The organism is Streptomyces sp. NPDC057280 (assembly GCF_042668605.1).
GTDB lineage: Bacteria > Actinomycetota > Actinomycetes > Streptomycetales > Streptomycetaceae > Streptomyces.
Genome location: NZ_JBHUYR010000001.1, coordinates 1,132,708 through 1,151,051, shown reverse-complemented (window position 1 = coordinate 1,151,051; position 18,344 = coordinate 1,132,708). Strand labels below are relative to the sequence as shown.

The window sequence follows — 18,344 nt, the reverse complement described above, 5'->3', positions numbered from 1 at the left end:
ATGCTGATGCCGTCGACCGGGCCCCGGACACGTGCCGTGCGTGTCCGGCGCCAACTGCCCACCAGCCCTTGGCTCTTCGCCGCGCCCGGCCTGCTCGTCATCGGCGCGTTCATCCTGTACCCGTTCGTGTCGACCCTGGTGAACGCCTTCACCGACCGGCGCACACTGATCCCGGGCGAGTTCGTCGGGCTCGCCAACTTCCGTGAGCTGCTGCACGACGACATGTTCTGGATCGGCCTGCGCAATAGTGCGGTGTACGTCCTCGGAGTCGTCCCCGCCCTCGTGGTCCTGCCGCTGCTGCTCGCCCTGCTCGTGCAGAAGAACATCCCCGGCATCACCTTCTTCCGGTCCGCCTTCTACACCCCGGTCGTCGCCTCGATCGTGGTGGTCGGCCTGATCTGGGTGTGGCTCCTCGACGAACGCGGCCTGATCAACGCGCTGTTGGAGACGATCGGGGTGGGCCGGGTCGGCTTTCTGAGCGACCAGTGGCTGCTCCTGATGAGCGCGATGGCCGTCACGGTCTGGAAGGGCCTCGGCTACTACATGATCATTTATCTGGCGGCGCTGGCGAACGTCCCGCGTGAACTGCACGAGGCCGCGGCCGTGGACGGGGCGGGTGCGGTACGGCGCTTCCTCACGGTCACCGTGCCGGCCGTCCGCTCGACCATGGCCCTGGTCGGGGCGCTGTCCTCGGTCGCCGCCTTCAAGGTGTTCTCCGAGGTGTACCTGATGGCGGGCCCGAGCGGCGGCCCGGCGGGTGAGGACACCACGCTCGTGATGCTCGTCCAGCGCACCGGCACCGGACTGACCGGCCGCGTCGGCTACGCCTCCGCCATCTCCGTCGTCGTCTTCGTCGTCACCGTCGCCCTGATGCTGCTCGTGCTGCGGGCGGACCGCAGGAGTGCGTCATGACCCGGGTACGCACAGGGGAGTTGGTCCTCCGGTACGTGCTGCTGCTCGCCGTACTCGCCCTGACCGTGGGCCCGTTCCTGTGGCAGCTGTCGACCTCCCTGAAGGGTCCCACCGAGGACATCTACAGCTCCCCGCCGGCCTTCCTGCCCCACCACCCCACCCTGCACAACTACGAACGGGTCTCGGAAACCATCCCCGTCTGGGACTACGCGTTCAACTCGCTGAAGGTCGCCACCGCCAACGTCGTCACCAACTGCGTCGGCGCCGCCCTCGCCGGCTACGCCCTGGCCCGTCTGCGCTACCGGGGCCGCCGGGTCGCCACCCTCGCCTTCATCCTGGCGATGCTCGTGCCGGTGGAGGGCATCATCATCGCCCAGTTCACGACCATGCGGGAGCTCGGCCTGAACAACACCCTGATCGGGGTGGTCCTGCCGGGCTGCATCGGCGCGATGAACGTGCTGCTGATGCGCAACGCCTTCCTCAACCTGCCGTACGAGATCGAGGAGGCGGCCTACGTCGACGGCGCCAACGTGTGGCAGCGGTTCCTGCGGATCGCGGTCCCGTCCGTCAAGGGCACCCTGGCCGTCGTCGCGATCTTCGCCTTCATGGGTGCCTGGGACGACTTCCTGTGGCCGCTCATCGTGCTGAGCGACCCGTCCAAGTTCACGCTCACCATCGGCCTCAACTACCTGCACGGCACCTTCGCCAACGACGAACGCCTCGTCGCCGCGGGCACGGTCATCGCCGTGGCCCCGCTGATCGCCCTCTTCGCCTGTCTCCAGCGGTACTTCTTCCGCGGGGTGGGCGAGGGTGCGGTCAAGGGCTGAACCACCCCCTGGGCCACTTCCTGAGTCGCAAGGACACCGCATGCCTTCTGCCGTGCGCTTCGGCGTCAACTACACCCCCAGCGAAGGGTGGTTCCACCACTGGCTCGACTTCGACCTGGACTCCGTACGGGCCGACCTCGACTCGATCGCCGAGCTCGGCCTCGACCACATCCGGGTCTTCCCGCTGTGGCCGTACTTCCAGCCCAACCGCACCCTGATCCGTCCCGCCGCCGTCGACCAGCTGGTGCGGCTGGCCGACGCCGCCGCCGAACGCGGCCTGGACGTCAACGTCGACGGCCTGCAAGGGCACTTGAGCAGCTTCGACTTCCTGCCGGCGTGGACCAGGACCTGGCACCGGCGCAATCTGTTCACCGACCCGGACGTCGTCGAGGGGCAGGCGGCCTATCTGCGGACGCTCGCCGCCGCCCTGGCCGACCGGCCCAACTTCATCGGCATGACCCTCGGCAACGAGGTCAACCAGTTCTCGGCAGGCCCCCATCCCGACCCCGACCGGGCCACGTCCGACCAGATCGACGCCTGGCTGACGCGGCTGCTGGCCGCGTGCGAGGAGGGCGCGCCGGGCCGGTTGCATCTGCACGCCGAGTACGACGCCACCTGGTACCAGGACGACCAGCCCTTCACCCCGGCCCAGGCCGCCCGCCTCGGTGCCGTCACGGCCGTGCATTCCTGGGTGTTCAACGGCACCGCCCAGCGCCACGGCCGCACCTCCGTGCCGACCGAACACCACGCCGCCTACCTCGTCGAGCTGAGCAAGGCCTGGGCCGACGACCCGCACCGCCCCGTCTGGCTCCAGGAGGTCGGCGCCCCCGCGCCCCTGGTCCCGCCCGAGCACGCCGCCGCCTTCACCGAGGCGACCGTCGCGGGCGCCCTGGACTGCACCGGCCTGTGGGGCATCACCTGGTGGTGCTCGCACGACGTGTCAAGGGAACTGGCGGACTTCCCGTCGCTCGAATACGGTCTCGGCCTCCTCACCAACGACCGCCGGCCCAAGGACATCGCCCGCGTCCTGGCGAAGGCGGCGCGCGAGCACACCTACGCCCCGGCCCCGCGCACCACGGCCCTGGTCGTCCCCGCGCACCCGTCGAGGCGGTCGATGTGCGCCCCCGGCGGACCCGTCTACGACGCCTTCTTCCGGCTCGTCGCCGACGGGGCCCGACCCACCACCGTCCTCGACACCCACGCCGCCGACGCCGACCACCTCGCCGCCCGCGGCATCACCGAAACCGTCACGTCCGACCAGGTACTCCCCACCCCACAAGGAGGCACCCGCTCGTGAACCCCACCAGACGCACGGTCCTGCTCGCAGCGGCCGCGGCGACCGTACTGCCCTCGTCGCCCGCCACGGCGGCTCCGAGAGCGGCGGCCGCACTCCAGCCGTACGCGTCCTACTGGTACCCGGACTCGCTGCCCTCCGGCAGTCCCGGCACCGGCATCACCTGGCGCAGCCTGAAGTCCTGGCGCGCCGCCGACGACCCCGACCTCGCCTTCAACGCCGCGTCCGTCCCGCTCGCCCCACGCTTCACGCCGACCCCGGCCAACCCGACCGCCCGCTCCGGGCAGGCCCGTATCCAGTCCCTGGTCTCCTTCGGGCCGACGTCGGGCAACCCCTCGCAGGGTGCGGCGACGGCCGACTACTACGCGTTCGCGCACTGGGCGTACGTCGACGAACTCGTCTTCTGGGGCGGCTCCTCCGGCGAGGGCCTGATCCTCGCGCCGAACGCGCCGATCGTGGACGCCGCGCACCGGCACGGCGTGCCCGTCCTCGGCAACGTCTTCCTGCCGCCGGTCGCGTACGGCGGGCAGTTGCGGTGGACGCGGGATCTGGTGCAGAAGGACGCGGCCGGGCGGTATCCGCTGGCCGACCGGCTCGTGGCCGTCGCCGCGGCGTACGGCTTCGACGGGTGGTTCGTGAACGCCGAGACCGGCGGCGGGGACAGCGCGCTCGGGGCCGCCATGCTCGGCTTCGTGCGGGAGCTGAAGTCGCTTGCCGCCGCCCGGGGACAGCGGGTGACCTGGTACGACTCGATGACCGTGAACGGGTCGGTGAGCTGGCAGGGCGCCCTCAACAGCAGCAACCAGGCCTTCTTCGAGGCGGCCGACGACATGTTCGTGGACTTCCGGTGGACGGCGGGCAGCCTCGCCTCCTCGGGGACCCGCGCCGACCAACTGGGGCGCAGCCGTCACCAGTTGTGGGCGGGCGTGGACGTCGAGGCGAACGGCTGGAACACGTCCGTGAACTGGGACGCGATCGTGCCGAGCGGGCGCGCCCACATCACCTCGCTCGGCCTGTACCGGCCCGAGTGGACCCGCAACCACCTGCCCGCGACCCGTACGCCCGAGGACTTCCACGCGGCCGACGACCGCTTCTGGAGCGGCCGTTCACTCGACCCGTCCCGGCCGGACACCACGGACTCCTGGCGGGCACCGGCCGTGTCCGTCGCCGACCGGTCCACGGTGACGGCGGTGCCCTTCGCGAGCGTGTTCAACACCGGGCGCGGGCTGCGATGGTACGAGGAGGGCGCGGTCACCTCGGACAGGCCCTGGAACCACCTCGGCCTCCAGGACCGGCTGCCGTCGCGGCAGTGGGTGGTCCGCACGGAGGGGCGGCGGCCGGTGGTCGGCTTCGACTTCGCGGACGCGTGGCGCGGCGGGAGCAGTGTCCTGGTGGACGGTGAACTGGACGCGCCGACGGTGGTGGATGTGTATGCGACACGGCTGCCGATCGGTGAGGACACGGTGGTCGAGCTGACGCATCGGACCGACGCGGGCGCCGTGAACGTCGAGCTCGCGGTGGCGACGGGTGAGCCCGCGTCGGCCGGGTCGACGCCGCCGTACAGGTATCTGCCGGTGAACCCGGTCAACGGCGGTGCGGTCGCCGGCTGGCAGACGGCGACGGTACGGCTCACCGGCCTGACCGGCATGATCCATGCGCTCGGCGTGCGGCTGACCCCGACGGAGGGCGGCCCCGTGCGGTGGCGGCTGGGCGGCATCGCCGTCAGGGACGCGGTCGAGACCCCCGCGCCTCCGACCGGCCTCCGCGTCACCGCCGCGTCCGGCGGCGACCTCCGCCTCGCCTGGAACCCCGCCCCCGACGCCGTACGCCACCACACCCTGCACCGTGTCCTCCCCGACGGCACCCGGCGCTTCCTCGGCGGCACCTGCCAGAACGCCTACTTCGTCGGCGGCCTCCAGCCCGAACAGGGCGAGCGGGCGGCGCGGTTCGAACTGCGGGCCGTGGGGGAGCTGTACACGTCGTCGGCGCCCGTCTCCGTCACCCACACCTGGTAACCCACCACCCTCACCCTGGAGTGCCCCATGCATGACGACCGCCGTCTGGTCGAGGCCCGGCTCAAGCGGGTCCTCGACGAGCGCGTCCGCCCCGCCGTGTACCCCGAGTCCGTGCCGCTGGAGGTGGCGGTCTGGCACGCCCCCGGCGAGCCGGTGCCGGTCGCCGAAGGGCTGGCGGCCGAGCCCGTACCGATCGAGGTCGGCGCCCGCTGGGGCGCCCCCTGGGGCACCAGCTGGTTCCGGGTCACCGGGACGGTCCCCGAAGCGTGGGCCGGGAAGACCGTCGAGGCCCTCCTCGACCTCGGCTTCGACGAGAACATGCCCGGCTTCCAGTGCGAGGGCCTGGTCTACCGGCCCGACGGCACCCCGGTGAAGGGCCTCAACCCGCGCAACCAGTGGGTCAGGATCGGTGCGCCCGTCGAGGGCGGCGAGGAGGTGCGGCTGCACGTCGAGGCCGCCTCCAACCCCGTCATCCTCGACTACCACCCCTTCCTGCCCACGCGGTTGGGCGACAAGGAGACCGCGGGCAGCGAGCCCCAGTACACGCTCACCCGCATGGACCTCGCCGTCTTCGACGAGACCGTGTGGCAGCTCGTCCTCGACCTGGAGGTGCTCGGCGAGCTGATGCACGAGCTGCCGGTGGACTCGGCGCGCCGCTGGGACATCGTGCGGGCGGTGGACCGGGCCCTGGACGCCGTCGACCTCCAGGACGTGAACGGCAGCGCCGCACAGGCGCGGGTACGCCTGGAGACTGTCCTGTCCGAGCCCGCCGTGCCGTCCGCCCACCGCATCAGCGCCGTCGGCCACGCGCACATCGACTCGGCGTGGCTGTGGCCGCTGCGCGAGACGGTCCGCAAGGTGGCCCGTACGACCTCCAACATGACCGCTCTGCTGGAGGACGAGCCGGAGTTCGTGTTCGCCATGTCGCAGGCCCAGCAGTGGGCGTGGGTCCGCGACCACCGGCCCGAGGTGTGGGCGCGGGTGAAGAAGGCGGTGGCGGACGGGCGGTTCGTGCCCGCCGGGGGCATGTGGGTGGAGTCGGACACCAACATGCCGGGCTCGGAGGCGATGGCCCGCCAGTTCGTGCACGGCAAGCGGTTCTTCCTCGACGAGTTCGGCATCGAGAACGACGAGGCCTGGCTGCCGGACACCTTCGGCTTCGCGGCGGGCCTGCCGCAGATCATCAAGGCGGCGGGCTCCAAGTGGCTGCTGACGCAGAAGATCTCCTGGTCCCAGACCAACAAGTTCCCGCATCACACGTTCCGTTGGGAGGGCATCGACGGCACCCGGATCTTCACGCACTTCCCGCCCGTCGACACCTACAACTGCTCCATGAAGGGCAGCGAGATCGCCCACGCGGCCCGCAACTTCAAGGACAAGGGCCTCGCCCGGCACTCCCTCGCGCCGACCGGCTGGGGCGACGGGGGCGGTGGCACGACCCGCGAGATGATCGCCAAGGCGGCCCGGCTGCGCGACCTGGAAGGCTCGGCGACCGTCGTGTGGGAGAGCCCGGCGGAGTTCTTCGAGAAGGCCGAGGCAGAGTACCCGGAACCGCCGGTGTGGGTAGGGGAGTTGTACCTCGAACTGCACCGCGCCACCCTCACCAGCCAGGCCAGGACGAAGCAGGGCAACCGGCGCAGCGAACACCTCCTGCGGGAGGCCGAACTGTGGGCGGCGACCGCGTCCGTGCGGGTCGGATTCCCCTACCCCTACGAGGAGTTGGACCGCATCTGGAAGACCGTCCTGCTCCACCAGTTCCATGACATCCTGCCCGGTTCGTCCATCGCCTGGGTGCACCGCGAGGCGCGGAAGACGTACGAGCGGATCGCCGGGGAACTGAACGCGATCGTCGACGCCGCCCAGCGGGCCCTGGCGGGGGAGGGGGACCGGGAGCTGGTCTTCAACGCCACCCCGCACACCCGTGCCGGCATCCCGGCGGGCGGCGCCGGCACCCCGGCCGCCGAAGGCCGCACCCGGATCACCCCGCGCCCCGCCGGAGGTCACCTCCTCGACAACGGCCTCCTGCGCATCGAGATCGACGGCGACGGACTGGTCGTCTCGGTCCACGACATCGAGGCCGACCGCGAGACGATCGCCCCGGGCACCGCCGCCAACCTCCTCCAGCTCCACCCCGACTTCCCGAACATGTGGGACGCCTGGGACGTCGACGAGTTCTACCGCCACACGGTCACCGATCTGACGACCGCGGACGAGGTCGTCGCCGACGGCGAGACCGGCGTGCGGATCGTCCGCACCTTCGGCTCCTCCCGCGTCACCCAACTGCTGTCCCTCGCACCGGGGGATCGGCGGCTGCTCCTTGACACGGAGGTCGACTGGCACGAGACGGAGAAGTTCTTGAAGCTGGCCTTCCCGCTGGACGTGCACGCCGAACGGTACGCGTCCGAGACCCAGTTCGGGCACTTCCACCGCCCCACCCACACCAACACCAGCTGGGAGGCGGCCAAGTTCGAGGCCTGCAACCACCGCTTCGTCCACCTGGAGGAACCGGGGTGGGGCGTCGCCGTCGCCAACGACTCGACGTACGGGCACGACGTGACCCGCACGGTACGGACGGACGGCGACGGCGGTACGACCACCACCGTCCGGGTCTCCCTGCTGCGTGCCCCGCGCTTCCCCGACCCCGAGACCGACCAGGGCGTCCACCGCTTCCGGCACGCCCTGATCCCCGGTGCGGGCATCGGCGACGCGGTCCGTGAGGGCTGGCGGATCAACCTGCCCGAACGGCGGCTCACCGGCGCCGGCGAGGTCACGCCGCTGGTCACGGTCGACCGGGACGCCGTCGTGATCACCGCGGTGAAGCTGGCCGACGACGGCAGCGGCGATGTGGTGATCCGCCTGCACGAGGCCCATGGAGGCCGGGCCAGGGCCACCCTGACGACCGGCTTCGAGGTCGCGGACGTGGTGGCGACCGACCTGCTGGAGCGGCCGCTGACGGAGATCGTGGCCCGTGACGGCGACCGGGTGACCCTGCGACTGCGCCCCTTCCAACTGGTGACGCTGAGGTTCCGAAGGGCACAATCCCGTTCGTGACGATCACCGCGCGGGAACTCAACCGGGCCACCCTCGCCCGCCAGCTGCTCCTGCGCCGCGAGCCGCTGGGCGCCGCCGATGCCGTCCGGCGGCTCCTCGCCCTCCAGGCGCAGCAGCCGGCGTCACCGTATCTCGCGCTGTGGAACCGGCTCGACGGCTTCGACCCGGCCGAGCTGGACGCGGCCTTCGCCGACCGCACGCTCGTCAAGGCGACCCTGCTGCGGATCACCCTGCACACCGTCCACCGCGACGACTACCGCACGGTCCGGGAGGCGATGCAGCCGACGCTGTACGCCTCCCGGCTCGGCTACCGCTTCGCCGCCGCGGGGCTCACCCCGGCGGACGCCGCCGAACTGGAGCCGGGGCTCCTGGAGTTCGCGGCCTCCCCGCGCTCGAACGGCGACCTGGCGGGCTGGCTGGCGGAGCGGGTGGGAGAGGAGAAGAAGGACGGAGCGTGGTGGGGGCTGCGGTCGTACGTCCCACTGGTGCACGTACCGACCGGCGGGCCATGGTCGTTCGAGTACTCCCCGTCGTACGTCGCCGCGCCCGAAGGCCGCTTCACCGGCGATCCTGAGGGAGCACTGTCCGACCTCGTCCTGCGTTACCTGGAAGGCTTCGGACCGGCGTCGGCGGCGGACATCGCCCAGTTCGCCATGGTCCAACGGGCGCGTGTGCGGGCGGCATTGAAGGAACTGGGAGACACGCTGGAGGTGATCGCCGGCCCCGAGGGCGGAATGCTGTACGACGTCCGGGGCGGCCCGCGCCCACCCGCCGACACCGCCGCCCCACCCCGCCTCCTCCCCATGTGGGACAGCGTCCTGCTGGCGTACGACGACCGCAGCCGGGTGGTCCCGCCCGAGTACCGCAAGCTGGTGACCCGCGTGAACGGCGACGTCCTGCCGACGCTGCTCGTCGACGGGTACGTGGCCGGTGTCTGGCGTCCCGTGGGGGGCGGCATCGAGGCGACCGCCTTCCACGACCTCCCGGACGCGGCGTGGGACGCCCTGGCCGAGGAGGCGCGCGCCCTGCTCGCGTTCCTGGCGGACAGGGACCCGTCGGTCTACCGCCGCTACGCCCACTGGTGGACCAAGCTGCCCGCGGGACAGGCACGGGTGCTGCCCGGCTGACCGCCCGCGGCGTTGTCAGTGGCGATGCCTAGAGTGGCATCGATCTTGCGGATGTCGCATCGGGAGGGGGGCACGCATGGGTGCCAGCGGTTGGGAGTACGTCACCCCGTTCGAGGGGACCGTCGAGGAGTCCCTGAAGGCACTGCACGCGCAGGTCTTCGAGGAGGAGTACGCAGACGACGACACGTACGGGAGCCTCGCGGAGCTCTGGGCGGACGAGGAGTTCATGGAGGAGGAGGGGACCCACACGATCCTGGACGTCGACCGGGTCGTCCACACGGCCACCACCCCCTCGGACCACGACGTCCAGGACCACGGAACCCTGCGCCCGCTCGCGCCGGACCGCGTCAGACACCACTTCGGCACCGAGCACCCCACTCCCGACCAGTTCCAGGAGGCGGTGACCCGGGCCTACGCGTCCCTCGACCAGGGGCCGGGCCCCGGCGGGACGCTCCTCGACGAGTGCCGTGTGCGGTGGACCGGCCTGTACGTCGTCCTGCACACCGGTGCGGAGCCGAGCCACCTGGGGGTGTTCGGCTTCTCCGGCGACTGAGCACACCGCCGAGTTCGGCGTGCCGGTCTTCTCGGCCGCCCTGGCGCCCGGGTTCGATCGCGCGCCACACGTTCCCGGAGGGACCCTTCTGGGCAGAAGATCTCGCCGACGAAGCGAACGAGAAGGGACACGCGGCATGACCGACTTCGAGGGTCTCAAGGCCCTGGTGACCGGTGGCGCCTCCGGCATCGGCCGGGCCACGGCGGAACTCCTGGCCGCGCGCGGCGCCCAGGTCGCCGTCCTCGACCTCGACCCGTCGTCCGTGACCAAGCCCCTGCTCGGATTGCGGGCCGATGTCACCGACGACGCCTCCGTCCGTGATGCGGTCGCCGCCGCCGTCGCCGAGTTCGGCGGCCTCGACGTCCTGGTCAACAACGCGGGGATCGGTGCCCAGGGCACCGTGGAGGACAACGACGACGCCGAATGGCACCGCGTCCTGGACGTCAACGTCGTCGGCATGGTCCGCACGGCCCGCGCCGCCCTCCCGCACCTGCGCCGGTCGTCGCACGCGGCGATCGTCAACACCTGCTCCATCGTCGCCACCGCGGGCCTCCCGCAGCGCGCCCTGTACAGCGCGACCAAGGGCGCGGTGTACTCGCTGACCCTCGCCATGGCCGCCGACCACGTCCGCGAGGGCATCCGCGTCAACTGCGTCAACCCCGGCACGGCGGACACCCCGTGGATCGGCCGCCTCCTCGGCCAAGCCCCGGACCCCGCCGCCGAACGCGCCGCGCTGGAGGCCCGCCAGCCCACCGGCCGCCTCGTCTCCGCCGACGAAGTCGCCGGTGCCATCGCCTACTTGGCGAGCCCCCTCTCCGGCGCCACCACCGGCACCTCCCTCGCCGTCGACGGCGGCATGCAGGGCCTGCGACTGCGACCGGCGGGCCGGTGAGACCCCCGCGAGGGCTCGGCCTCGGAGGCGCCGGCCTGGGCAACCTCTTCTCGGAGGTCCCCGAGGAGCAGGCGCACGCGGCCGTGACCGCCGCCTGGGACCGCGGCATCCGCTACTACGACACCGCGCCCCACTACGGTCTCGGCCTGTCCGAACGCCGCCTCGGCGCGGCCCTGCGCGCGCACCCGCGCGACGCGTACCTGATCTCGACCAAGGTGGGCCGCCGCCTGGAGCCGTCGGCCGACCGCGGCGACGACCTGGCGCACGGCTTCGCCGTCCCCGCCACCCACCGCCGCGTCTGGGACTTCACCGAGGACGGCATCCGACGCACGCTGGACGCCTCCCTCGAACGCCTCGGCCTCGACCGCGTCGACCTCGTCTATCTGCACGACCCCGACGACCACGCCGAACAGGCCTTCCGAGAGGGCTACCCGGCCCTGGAGAAGCTCCGCGCCGAGGGTGTCGTCGGCGCGATCGGCGCCGGCATGAACCAGGCGGGGATGCTCACCCGCTTCGTCCGTGACACGGACGTCGACGTGGTGCTGTGCGCGGGCCGCTACACCCTGCTCGATCAGAGCGCGGCCGCCGAACTGCTGCCCGCCGCGCTCGCGAAGGGCGTCTCCGTCGTCGTCGGCGGTGCCTTCAACTCCGGTCTGCTGGCGGACCCGAAGCCCGGGGCGACGTATGACTACACCCGGGTGCCCGAGGAGGTGCTGCGCCGTGCCCTGCGCATGAAGGAGGTCGCCGAGCGGCACGGCATCACCCTGCGTGCCGCCGCCCTGGCCTTCTGCGCCGCCCACCCCGCCGTCACGAGCGTCCTGATCGGTGCCCGTTCGGCGGCCGAAGTCCACGACGGCGCCGACCAGTTCGCGACCCCGGTACCGGAGGCCTTCTGGCAGGAGCTGCGGGAGACGGGACTGCTGACGGAGCCGTCCTGAGGATCGCCCTGCAGCGACGTATGACCGCCGCGGCTACGGCCTCTGAGCCGCCCCGGCCAGCCGTGTCGGCGGCAGATACTCCCGCACATACGTCCGCTCCCAGCACGCGCCCGTCTCCCGCAGCTCGCGCCAACTCGTGTACCGGTAGCGGAAGAGGCGGGCGCGGACGTAGCGGGGCGGGGCGTCGGGCGGGAACGGGGAGCGGCGGAGCAGCCTCAGGGTGTCGCGGTCGTTCTCCAGCAGTCGCTCCACGAAGGTGCCGAACCAGGACCCCGCGTACCCGGGCGACAGGGCCGCGAACCACATCAGCCAGTCCAGCCGCAGGTGGTAGGGGGCGAACTGGCGGGGCCAGCGCCGTGGGTCGCCGGGCTTGCCCTTGAACTCGTACTCCCGCCAGTCCGAGTCCTCCCGCGGTACGTCGTCGGCCGTGCCCTCGACCACCACCTCGTAGCGGACGCGGCTGACGCTGCCGAACGCGCCGTAGGTGTTGACCAGATGGAGCGGGTCGAAGGAGCGGTTCATGACCTGGCGGCGGGAGACCATGTTCGCCACCGGGTGGTAGCTGAGGCAGACGAGCAGCGCGGCGACGGCCAGGACGACGATCTCGTACCAGAGCGGCGCGTCGGGCGTCGACGGGGCGTCGTAGGGGAACTCCACCGCGGACAGGGCCAGCACGATGGTGATCCAGTTCAGCCAGGAGAAGTTGCCGGACAGGACCAGCCACAGCTGGGTGACGATCATCAGCGCGGCGGCGGCCGTGGCCAGCGGCTGCGGGGTGAACAGGAGGACGGGGACGACGAGTTGGGTGACGTGGTTCGCGGCCACCTCGACCCGGTGCAGCGGACGCGGGAGATGGTGGAAGAACCAGCTCAGCGGGCCCGGCATCGGCTGGGTCTCGTGATGGTGGTCCAGGCAGGTCAGCTTCCGCCAGCACGCGTCCCCGCGCATCTTGATCAGCCCCGCGCCGAACTCCACCCGGAACAGGATCCAGCGCAGCAGGAACAGCACCACGACCGGCGGCGCCACGTCGTCGTTGCCGAGGAAGACGGCCAGGAAGCCGACTTCGAGCAGCAGCGACTCCCAGCCGAAGGCGTACCAGGTCTGGCCGACGTTGACGATCGACAAGTACAGCAGCCAGGGCAGCAGCCACAGCAGCATGCCCGCCCACAGCGGGAGCCGGGAGTCCAGGCCGGCGAGCAGCGCCGCCGACACCGCGCAGCCCGTCCACGCGCAGGCGGCGAAGAAGCGGTCCGAGTAGTGCAGATGGAACAGGCTCGGGGCCGCTTTGAAGGGCATCCGCTGGACGTAGCGGGGGATCGGCAGCAGACCGCGTGAGCCGAGCAGTGCCCGGAACTGGAGGGCGGCGGTGAGGAACGCGACGAGATACACGCCGGCCAGAGCCCGCTGGAAGACCAGTCGGCTCAGCCAGTAGCCGGATGCGGTGAACCAGTCCACGGCCAGGTGCTCCTCCCTGCCATTGTCGCGCGGGAAGCCTAGGTCACTCTGCGTGTACCGCAGCTCCGCTTGCGTAACCCAAGTGAGTGAAGCAAACAATGGTGACGAACTGCCCGGCATGAGGCGGGAGACCACGGTGCGTACCTTCACCGGAACCTTCGTCACGTCCTGCGCGCTCTCGGCGGCGCTGATCGTCGCCGGCTGCGCAGGCGGCAACGACACGAGCGCGAGCACGAGCGGGGAACTCTTCCTCCAGCCCGTCGCGGCCCAAGGGCCCGACCCCTTCACCGCGTCCACGGCGACCGCGACGGCCACCCCCGCGCCCGTCACCCGAACGCAGCAACCCCAGCCATCCCGGCAGCCGGGCGTCCGCTCCGTCTCCGGCGCCACACCCGGCCTCTACGGCGGCACCGCGCGCACCGGCAGCTGTGACGTGAACCGGCAGATCGCGCACCTGAGCGCCGACCCGGCCAAGGGGCGCGCCTTCGCGCAGGTGGCGGGCGTCGCACAGGCCTCGGTCCCCGCCTATCTGCGCTCCCTCACCTCGGTCGTGCTGCGCGCGGACACCCGTGTCACCGACCACGGCTACCGGGCCGGACAGGCCACCAGCTTCCCGGCCGTCCTGCAGTCCGGCACCGCCGTCCTAGTCGACAACCGGGGCGTACCGCGGGTCCGCTGCGCCTGCGGCAACCCGCTGACGCCCTCGGCGATGCCGAGCGGGAACCCCGGGACCAAGGGGCAGTCCTGGTCCGGCTACCGGCCCGACCGGGTGATCGTGGTGACCCCCGCACCGCAGGCCGCCACCCGCATCACGATCCTCGACGTCGTCCAGAACACCTGGATCGAGCGACGCTGCGGAGACGACGTACGCCATGACCACGTCGTACCCCGGCCGGAGCCGCTGACGTCGGCACCACCGCCGACGCCGACCCCCAGTCCCTGGACGACCGGGCCGAGTGCGAGCGCGCCGCCCTCCGCCGAGCTGCCACTCACGCCCGACTGCGTCACCCCGACGGTCACCCCCACCCCCGGCACGCCCGTCGCCGCGTCCCCCGGCACGCCCGTCGCCGCTGCGCCCGGCACGCAGGACCCCGCCTGCCCCGCCGCCACCGTCACGGCGCCGCCCCCGACGACCGCGCCGCAGACCCAGACCGTCCCCGCCCCGCCCTCGGCCGCGCAGCCCACGGACACCGGGCAGGACATCGGCCCCGAGACCGTCCCGGACACCCCCGACCTGCCCGACGGCGGCGGGCTCATCCCGGACAGCCCCGACGAACCGAGCGGGGCCGACGAGCCCGCCGCCACCGACAGCATCTTCGACAGCCCCACCGACGTCTTCGGCGACTGACGGTCCCCAGTCGAAGAATCGGACAAATGCTGGCAAGGTGGGCCCATGGTTGATCGGGGAGCGAGCGCCCTGTCACTCCCGGACGACTGGCCCGCCCACCCGGACCCGATTCTGGCGCTCAACCGCATGGGGAGCTTCGACTGGGACCTGGACACCGGCCTGTTCCACATGGACGCACAGGCCCACGAGGTCTTCGACCTGCGCCCCGACGAATACGACGGCCACCCCGCGACCCTCGCGATCCGGGTCCCGGCGCCCGAGGGTTACCGGCTGGACGCCCTGGTCTCCCAGGCGATGAAGGACGGCAGCGAGAACTACGGCACCTACTTCCGCATCCGCTGCCGCGACGGATCGCTGCGCTGGGCCCACACCCAGGGCTACATCCGGCGCGACGAGACGGGCCGCCCGCGCCGGATCGTCGGCATCGTCCGGGACGCCACCCAGGAACTCGACGACCTGGCCGCCCGCAGCGAACAGGCCAGCCTGGACGCCGCCCGCCAGGAGCAGACCAACGTCGTCCAGCTCACCACGGCCGCCCTCGCCTACGCCCGCTCGGTCGACGACGTCATCGAGGTCCTCAAGGACACCCACGGCCTCACCCACCTCGGCGCCACCAGCCTGGTCATGGGTCTGGTCGAGGCGGGCCGCATCCGGCTGATCGCCGAGGGCCCCGCGGGCAGCTTCGTGCCCGGCACCGACCTCACAGGCATCGACGAGCAGTACCCGATGAGCGAGGTCGTACGGACGCTGACCCCGCGTTTCATCGAGTCGCCGGAGGAGTTCGCCGAGCGCTACCCGCTGCTGTGGCCGCACCTCACCGACCTGAACATCACCGCCGCCGCCTACCTTCCGCTGATCGCGCAGGCCCGACCGATCGGTGCGATGGGCCTGCTCTACAGCGACCGGAGCGGGTTCTCGCCCGAGGACCGCAACGTCCTGGTCGCCCTCGGCAGCAGCATCGCGCAGAGCCTGCAACGGGCCATGTTCTACGAGCAGGAGAAGGACCTCGCCTCCGGGCTCCAGCAGGCCATGCTCCCGCGCACCATCCCCAGTGTGCGCGGCGCCGACGTCGCCGTCCGCTACCGCGCCGGCTCCGCCGCGGGCTCCCTCGGCCGGGACATCGGCGGCGACTGGTACGACCTCATCCCGCTGCCCGGCGGCCGGGTCGGCGCGGTCATCGGCGACGTCCAGGGCCATGACACCCACGCCGCCGCCGTCATGGGCCAGCTGCGGATCGTGCTGCGCGCCTACGCCGCCGAAGGCCACACGCCCGCCACCGTCATGGCCCGCGCCTCCGTCTTCCTCCACGAACTGGACACCGACCGCTTCGCGACCTGCCTCTACGCCGAGGCCGACCTCGCGACCGGGGTCGTCCAGGTGGTTCGGGCCGGCCATATCGACCCGCTGGTGCGCCAGGTCGACGGCAGCTGCCGCCGGGTCCCCGTCGCGGGCGGGCTGCCGCTCGGCCTGTCCGCCGAGTTCGACAGCCTCGAGTACCCCGTCGCCACCCTCGAGCTCGACCCCGGCAACACCCTGCTGCTCTGCACCGACGGCCTCGTCGAACAGCCCGGCGCCGACCTCGACGACGGCATGCAGACCCTCACCGCGCTCATCGGCACCGGCCCCGCCGACGTCCGCGACCTCGCCGACCGGCTCATCGACGTGGCCGAGGAACGCGGCGGCGACGACGACGTCGCGCTGCTCCTGCTGCGCCGCCGGGGCCTGGAAGCCCCGCAGTCCGGCGGACGGCTCCAGCAGCACGTCGCCCCCGGCGACCCGGAGGCGCTGTCCGAGGCCCGGCACATGATCCGCGCCGCCGTCCGGGCCTGGGGCTCGGGCGAGAGGGCCGACGAGATCGAGCTGGTCGCCGACGAGATGATCACCAACGCCCTCATGCACACCGAGGGCTCCGCCATCGTCACCCTGCGGGTCCTGGCCGGCTCCGAGCGCCGGCTGCGCGTCGAGGTCGAGGACTCCTCCAGCGCCCTGCCGCGCCGCCGGGAGGCGGGCGAGTCGGGGGTCTCCGGCCGCGGTCTGCTCCTGGTCGACCTGCTCGCGGACGTGTGGGGTGTGGAGGCGCGGGGCGGCGGCAAGTGCGTGTGGTGCGAGTTCGTCGTCCCGGGACGCGCGTGACGGGGGATGGCACCCTGGACGTATGCCGGAACTCCCCGAGGTGGAAGCGCTCAAGGACTTCCTCACCGAGCACCTGGTCGGCCACGAGATCGTCCGGGTGCTGCCCGTCGCGATCAGTGTCCTGAAGACGTACGATCCGCCGCTCGCCGCCCTGGAAGGCCGTGAGGTCACCGAGGTGCGGCGGCACGGCAAGTTCCTCGACCTGGTCACGGACGGCGGCCCGCACTTCGTGACCCACCTGGCCCGCGCGGGCTGGCTGCACTGGAAGGACCAGCTGCCCAGCGGTATGCCCCGCCCCGGCAAGGGCCCCCTCGCCCTGCGGGTGGCCCTGGAGACCGGCGCCGGGTTCGACCTGACGGAGGCCGGGACGCAGAAGCGCCTCGCCGTGTACGTCGTCCACGACCCCCAGGAGGTCCCGGGCGTGGCCCGCCTCGGCCCCGACCCGCTCGCCGACGACTTCGACGAGGCGCGCCTCGCGGGACTTCTGGCGAACGAACGCCGTCAGCTCAAGGGGGCCCTGCGCGACCAGAGCCTCATCGCGGGGGTCGGCAACGCCTACAGCGACGAGATCCTCCACGCGGCGAAGATGTCCCCGTTCAAACTCGCCGCGTCCCTCACCCCCGAGGAGACGGCCCGCCTCTACGCGGCCCTGCGTGCCACGCTCACCGAGGCCGTCGAGCGCTCGCACGGTGTGGCCGCCGGGCGCCTGAAGGCGGAGAAGAAGAGCGGCCTGCGCGTCCACGGCCGCACCGGCGAGCCGTGCCCGGTGTGCGGCGACACCATCCGCGAGGTCTCCTTCAGCGACTCCTCGCTCCAGTACTGCCCCACCTGCCAGACCGGCGGCAAGCCGCTCGCGGACCGCAGGCTGTCGCGGCTGCTCAAGTAGTGGGTAGGCGGCGCTGGGTGACCGGCGCTCCGGTGAAGGCGTCCAGCAGGACCCGGTCGCCGAGCTTCCGCTTCAGCTTCACCGTGACCTTCTGGAACAGCAGCTGGGCGGTGCAGTCCCCGTCGCTCGCCCCGACGATCGACCCCGACAGCACCACGCTGCCGGCCGTCTCCAGGACCTCCACGCCGGCCCCGTCGTCGCAGGCGCCGTGTCCCGCGAGGACCGTGACGGACCGGCCGTCCCGGCCGACCTCGACCAGCTGCTGGAGTTCCATCAGATCATCGGTGGCGTTCTCCAGCGGCTCGATCGGTGACCCGGGCAGCACCGAGGGCTCCAGCGCGACGCGCTTGAGCGGGGTGTCGTATCCGTCCAGGGTGAACAGCCAGGCCGGCACGGTGGCCGGCCCGCGGCTGGTGACGAGGGTCGTCCTGCCGAGCTTCACCGACGTCACGGTCAGATGCGGTCCGTCGTCGCCACCGCGGGCGACGCTGTCGTACGCCTTCCGCGCGTCCATCAGAGGCAGGCTGAGCGAACTTCCGCTCTCCCACTCGACCTTGCCCTTCTGCGGTGATCCGGTGGGCAGTTCGGCGTCCAGGACGTAGTTCTCGGCGGAGTACGCCATCTTGTCGTCCTCGTTCCGGAAGGCGTTCTCGGGGAGTTGGACGACGTCCGACAGCGGGTAGTAGCCCGCGCGCCACACCCCGGCGGCCTTCGAGCCGTCCCACGCGGCTGCCACCTCACGGGCGCGGTCCCCGGTCGGGGCGGACCGGGCGTCGCCGGTGCCGGCCTTCTCGCTGCCGCATCCGGCCGTGAACAGCGCGATGGGTACGAGGACGGCGAGAGTTCGCGCGATGGATGCCCGCATGTTTTCCCCCGGGAGCAGACGGCAGACGTGTCGCTCCTGAGACGCGGG

14 protein-coding genes are annotated in these 18,344 nt (G+C 72.0%); 12 read left to right on the top strand and 2 right to left on the bottom strand.

Features of this window, described 5'->3' with window-relative positions:
• The first annotated feature begins 6 nt into the window (after positions 1-6).
• From ACFUO4_RS05295 to ACFUO4_RS05255, 9 genes are all read left to right on the top strand, one after another.
• Complete coding sequence (locus tag ACFUO4_RS05295) at positions 7-912, top strand: carbohydrate ABC transporter permease (RefSeq protein ID WP_383482298.1); 906 nt, start codon at positions 7-9, stop codon at positions 910-912.
• Positions 909-1,739, top strand: coding sequence for a carbohydrate ABC transporter permease (locus ACFUO4_RS05290; protein WP_079310741.1), 831 nt, complete (start codon positions 909-911; stop codon positions 1,737-1,739). The genes ACFUO4_RS05295 and ACFUO4_RS05290 overlap by 4 nt, the downstream gene beginning before the upstream one ends.
• A gap of 40 nt (positions 1,740-1,779) precedes the next feature.
• The gene (locus tag ACFUO4_RS05285; RefSeq protein WP_383480106.1) at positions 1,780-3,036 is read left to right on the top strand and encodes a glycosyl hydrolase; all 1,257 of its coding nucleotides are present in this window, start codon (positions 1,780-1,782) and stop codon (positions 3,034-3,036) included.
• Entirely contained in the window at positions 3,033-5,048 is a 2,016-nt protein-coding gene (locus ACFUO4_RS05280) for an endo-beta-N-acetylglucosaminidase (protein ID WP_383480104.1), read from the top strand. The genes ACFUO4_RS05285 and ACFUO4_RS05280 overlap by 4 nt, the downstream gene beginning before the upstream one ends.
• Positions 5,049-5,075: 27 nt before the next feature.
• On the top strand, positions 5,076-8,099 hold the full coding sequence (locus ACFUO4_RS05275; RefSeq protein WP_383480102.1) for an alpha-mannosidase: 3,024 nt from the start codon (positions 5,076-5,078) through the stop codon (positions 8,097-8,099).
• The gene (locus ACFUO4_RS05270) at positions 8,096-9,226 is read left to right on the top strand and encodes a winged helix DNA-binding domain-containing protein (RefSeq protein WP_383480100.1); all 1,131 of its coding nucleotides are present in this window, start codon (positions 8,096-8,098) and stop codon (positions 9,224-9,226) included. The genes ACFUO4_RS05275 and ACFUO4_RS05270 overlap by 4 nt, the downstream gene beginning before the upstream one ends.
• Before the next feature lie 76 nt (positions 9,227-9,302).
• Positions 9,303-9,779: a hypothetical protein gene (locus tag ACFUO4_RS05265; RefSeq protein ID WP_079310745.1), complete on the top strand. Its 477-nt coding sequence runs from the start codon at positions 9,303-9,305 to the stop codon at positions 9,777-9,779.
• Positions 9,780-9,915: 136 nt separating this feature from the next.
• Positions 9,916-10,671 carry an SDR family NAD(P)-dependent oxidoreductase gene (locus ACFUO4_RS05260; RefSeq protein WP_383480098.1) on the top strand — a complete coding sequence of 252 codons (756 nt, stop codon included), beginning with the start codon at positions 9,916-9,918 and terminating at the stop codon, positions 10,669-10,671.
• Positions 10,668-11,609 carry an aldo/keto reductase gene (locus tag ACFUO4_RS05255; RefSeq protein WP_383480096.1) on the top strand — a complete coding sequence of 314 codons (942 nt, stop codon included), beginning with the start codon at positions 10,668-10,670 and terminating at the stop codon, positions 11,607-11,609. The genes ACFUO4_RS05260 and ACFUO4_RS05255 overlap by 4 nt, the downstream gene beginning before the upstream one ends.
• A 33-nt stretch (positions 11,610-11,642) precedes the next feature.
• On the opposite strand, the gene ACFUO4_RS05250 is transcribed toward ACFUO4_RS05255, so the two are convergent.
• Positions 11,643-13,064 (bottom strand): lipase maturation factor family protein, encoded by a 1,422-nt coding sequence (locus ACFUO4_RS05250; protein ID WP_383480094.1) that lies wholly within the window; start codon positions 13,062-13,064, stop codon positions 11,643-11,645.
• A gap of 82 nt (positions 13,065-13,146) precedes the next feature.
• Between ACFUO4_RS05250 and ACFUO4_RS05245 the strand changes: the two genes are divergently transcribed.
• From ACFUO4_RS05245 to ACFUO4_RS05235, 3 genes are read left to right on the top strand one after another with little or no spacing between them, the layout of a single operon-like run.
• Complete coding sequence (locus tag ACFUO4_RS05245; protein ID WP_383480092.1) at positions 13,147-14,412, top strand: DUF6777 domain-containing protein; 1,266 nt, start codon at positions 13,147-13,149, stop codon at positions 14,410-14,412.
• Positions 14,413-14,457: 45 nt separating this feature from the next.
• Entirely contained in the window at positions 14,458-16,545 is a 2,088-nt protein-coding gene (locus ACFUO4_RS05240) for a SpoIIE family protein phosphatase (RefSeq protein ID WP_383480090.1), read from the top strand.
• Between the two features lie 22 nt (positions 16,546-16,567).
• Positions 16,568-17,431 (top strand): Fpg/Nei family DNA glycosylase, encoded by an 864-nt coding sequence (locus ACFUO4_RS05235; RefSeq protein ID WP_383480088.1) that lies wholly within the window; start codon positions 16,568-16,570, stop codon positions 17,429-17,431.
• On the opposite strand, the gene ACFUO4_RS05230 is transcribed toward ACFUO4_RS05235, so the two are convergent.
• Complete coding sequence (locus tag ACFUO4_RS05230) at positions 17,424-18,296, bottom strand: hypothetical protein (protein ID WP_383480086.1); 873 nt, start codon at positions 18,294-18,296, stop codon at positions 17,424-17,426. The genes ACFUO4_RS05235 and ACFUO4_RS05230 overlap by 8 nt on opposite strands.
• Positions 18,297-18,344 lie beyond the last annotated feature (48 nt).

Bases quoted from the DNA above. Each gene is read 5' to 3' on its own strand.
- ACFUO4_RS05295 (WP_383482298.1), top strand. From the start codon at position 7: ATGCCGTCGACCGGGCCCCGGACACGTGCCGTGCGTGTCCGGCGCCAA.
- ACFUO4_RS05290 (WP_079310741.1), top strand. From the start codon at position 909: ATGACCCGGGTACGCACAGGGGAGTTGGTCCTCCGGTACGTGCTGCTG.
- ACFUO4_RS05285 (WP_383480106.1), top strand. From the start codon at position 1,780: ATGCCTTCTGCCGTGCGCTTCGGCGTCAACTACACCCCCAGCGAAGGG.
- ACFUO4_RS05275 (WP_383480102.1), top strand. From the start codon at position 5,076: ATGCATGACGACCGCCGTCTGGTCGAGGCCCGGCTCAAGCGGGTCCTC.
- ACFUO4_RS05265 (WP_079310745.1), top strand. From the start codon at position 9,303: ATGGGTGCCAGCGGTTGGGAGTACGTCACCCCGTTCGAGGGGACCGTC.
- ACFUO4_RS05260 (WP_383480098.1), top strand. From the start codon at position 9,916: ATGACCGACTTCGAGGGTCTCAAGGCCCTGGTGACCGGTGGCGCCTCC.
- ACFUO4_RS05240 (WP_383480090.1), top strand. From the start codon at position 14,458: ATGGTTGATCGGGGAGCGAGCGCCCTGTCACTCCCGGACGACTGGCCC.
- ACFUO4_RS05235 (WP_383480088.1), top strand. From the start codon at position 16,568: ATGCCGGAACTCCCCGAGGTGGAAGCGCTCAAGGACTTCCTCACCGAG.
- ACFUO4_RS05230 (WP_383480086.1), bottom strand. From the start codon at position 18,296: ATGCGGGCATCCATCGCGCGAACTCTCGCCGTCCTCGTACCCATCGCG.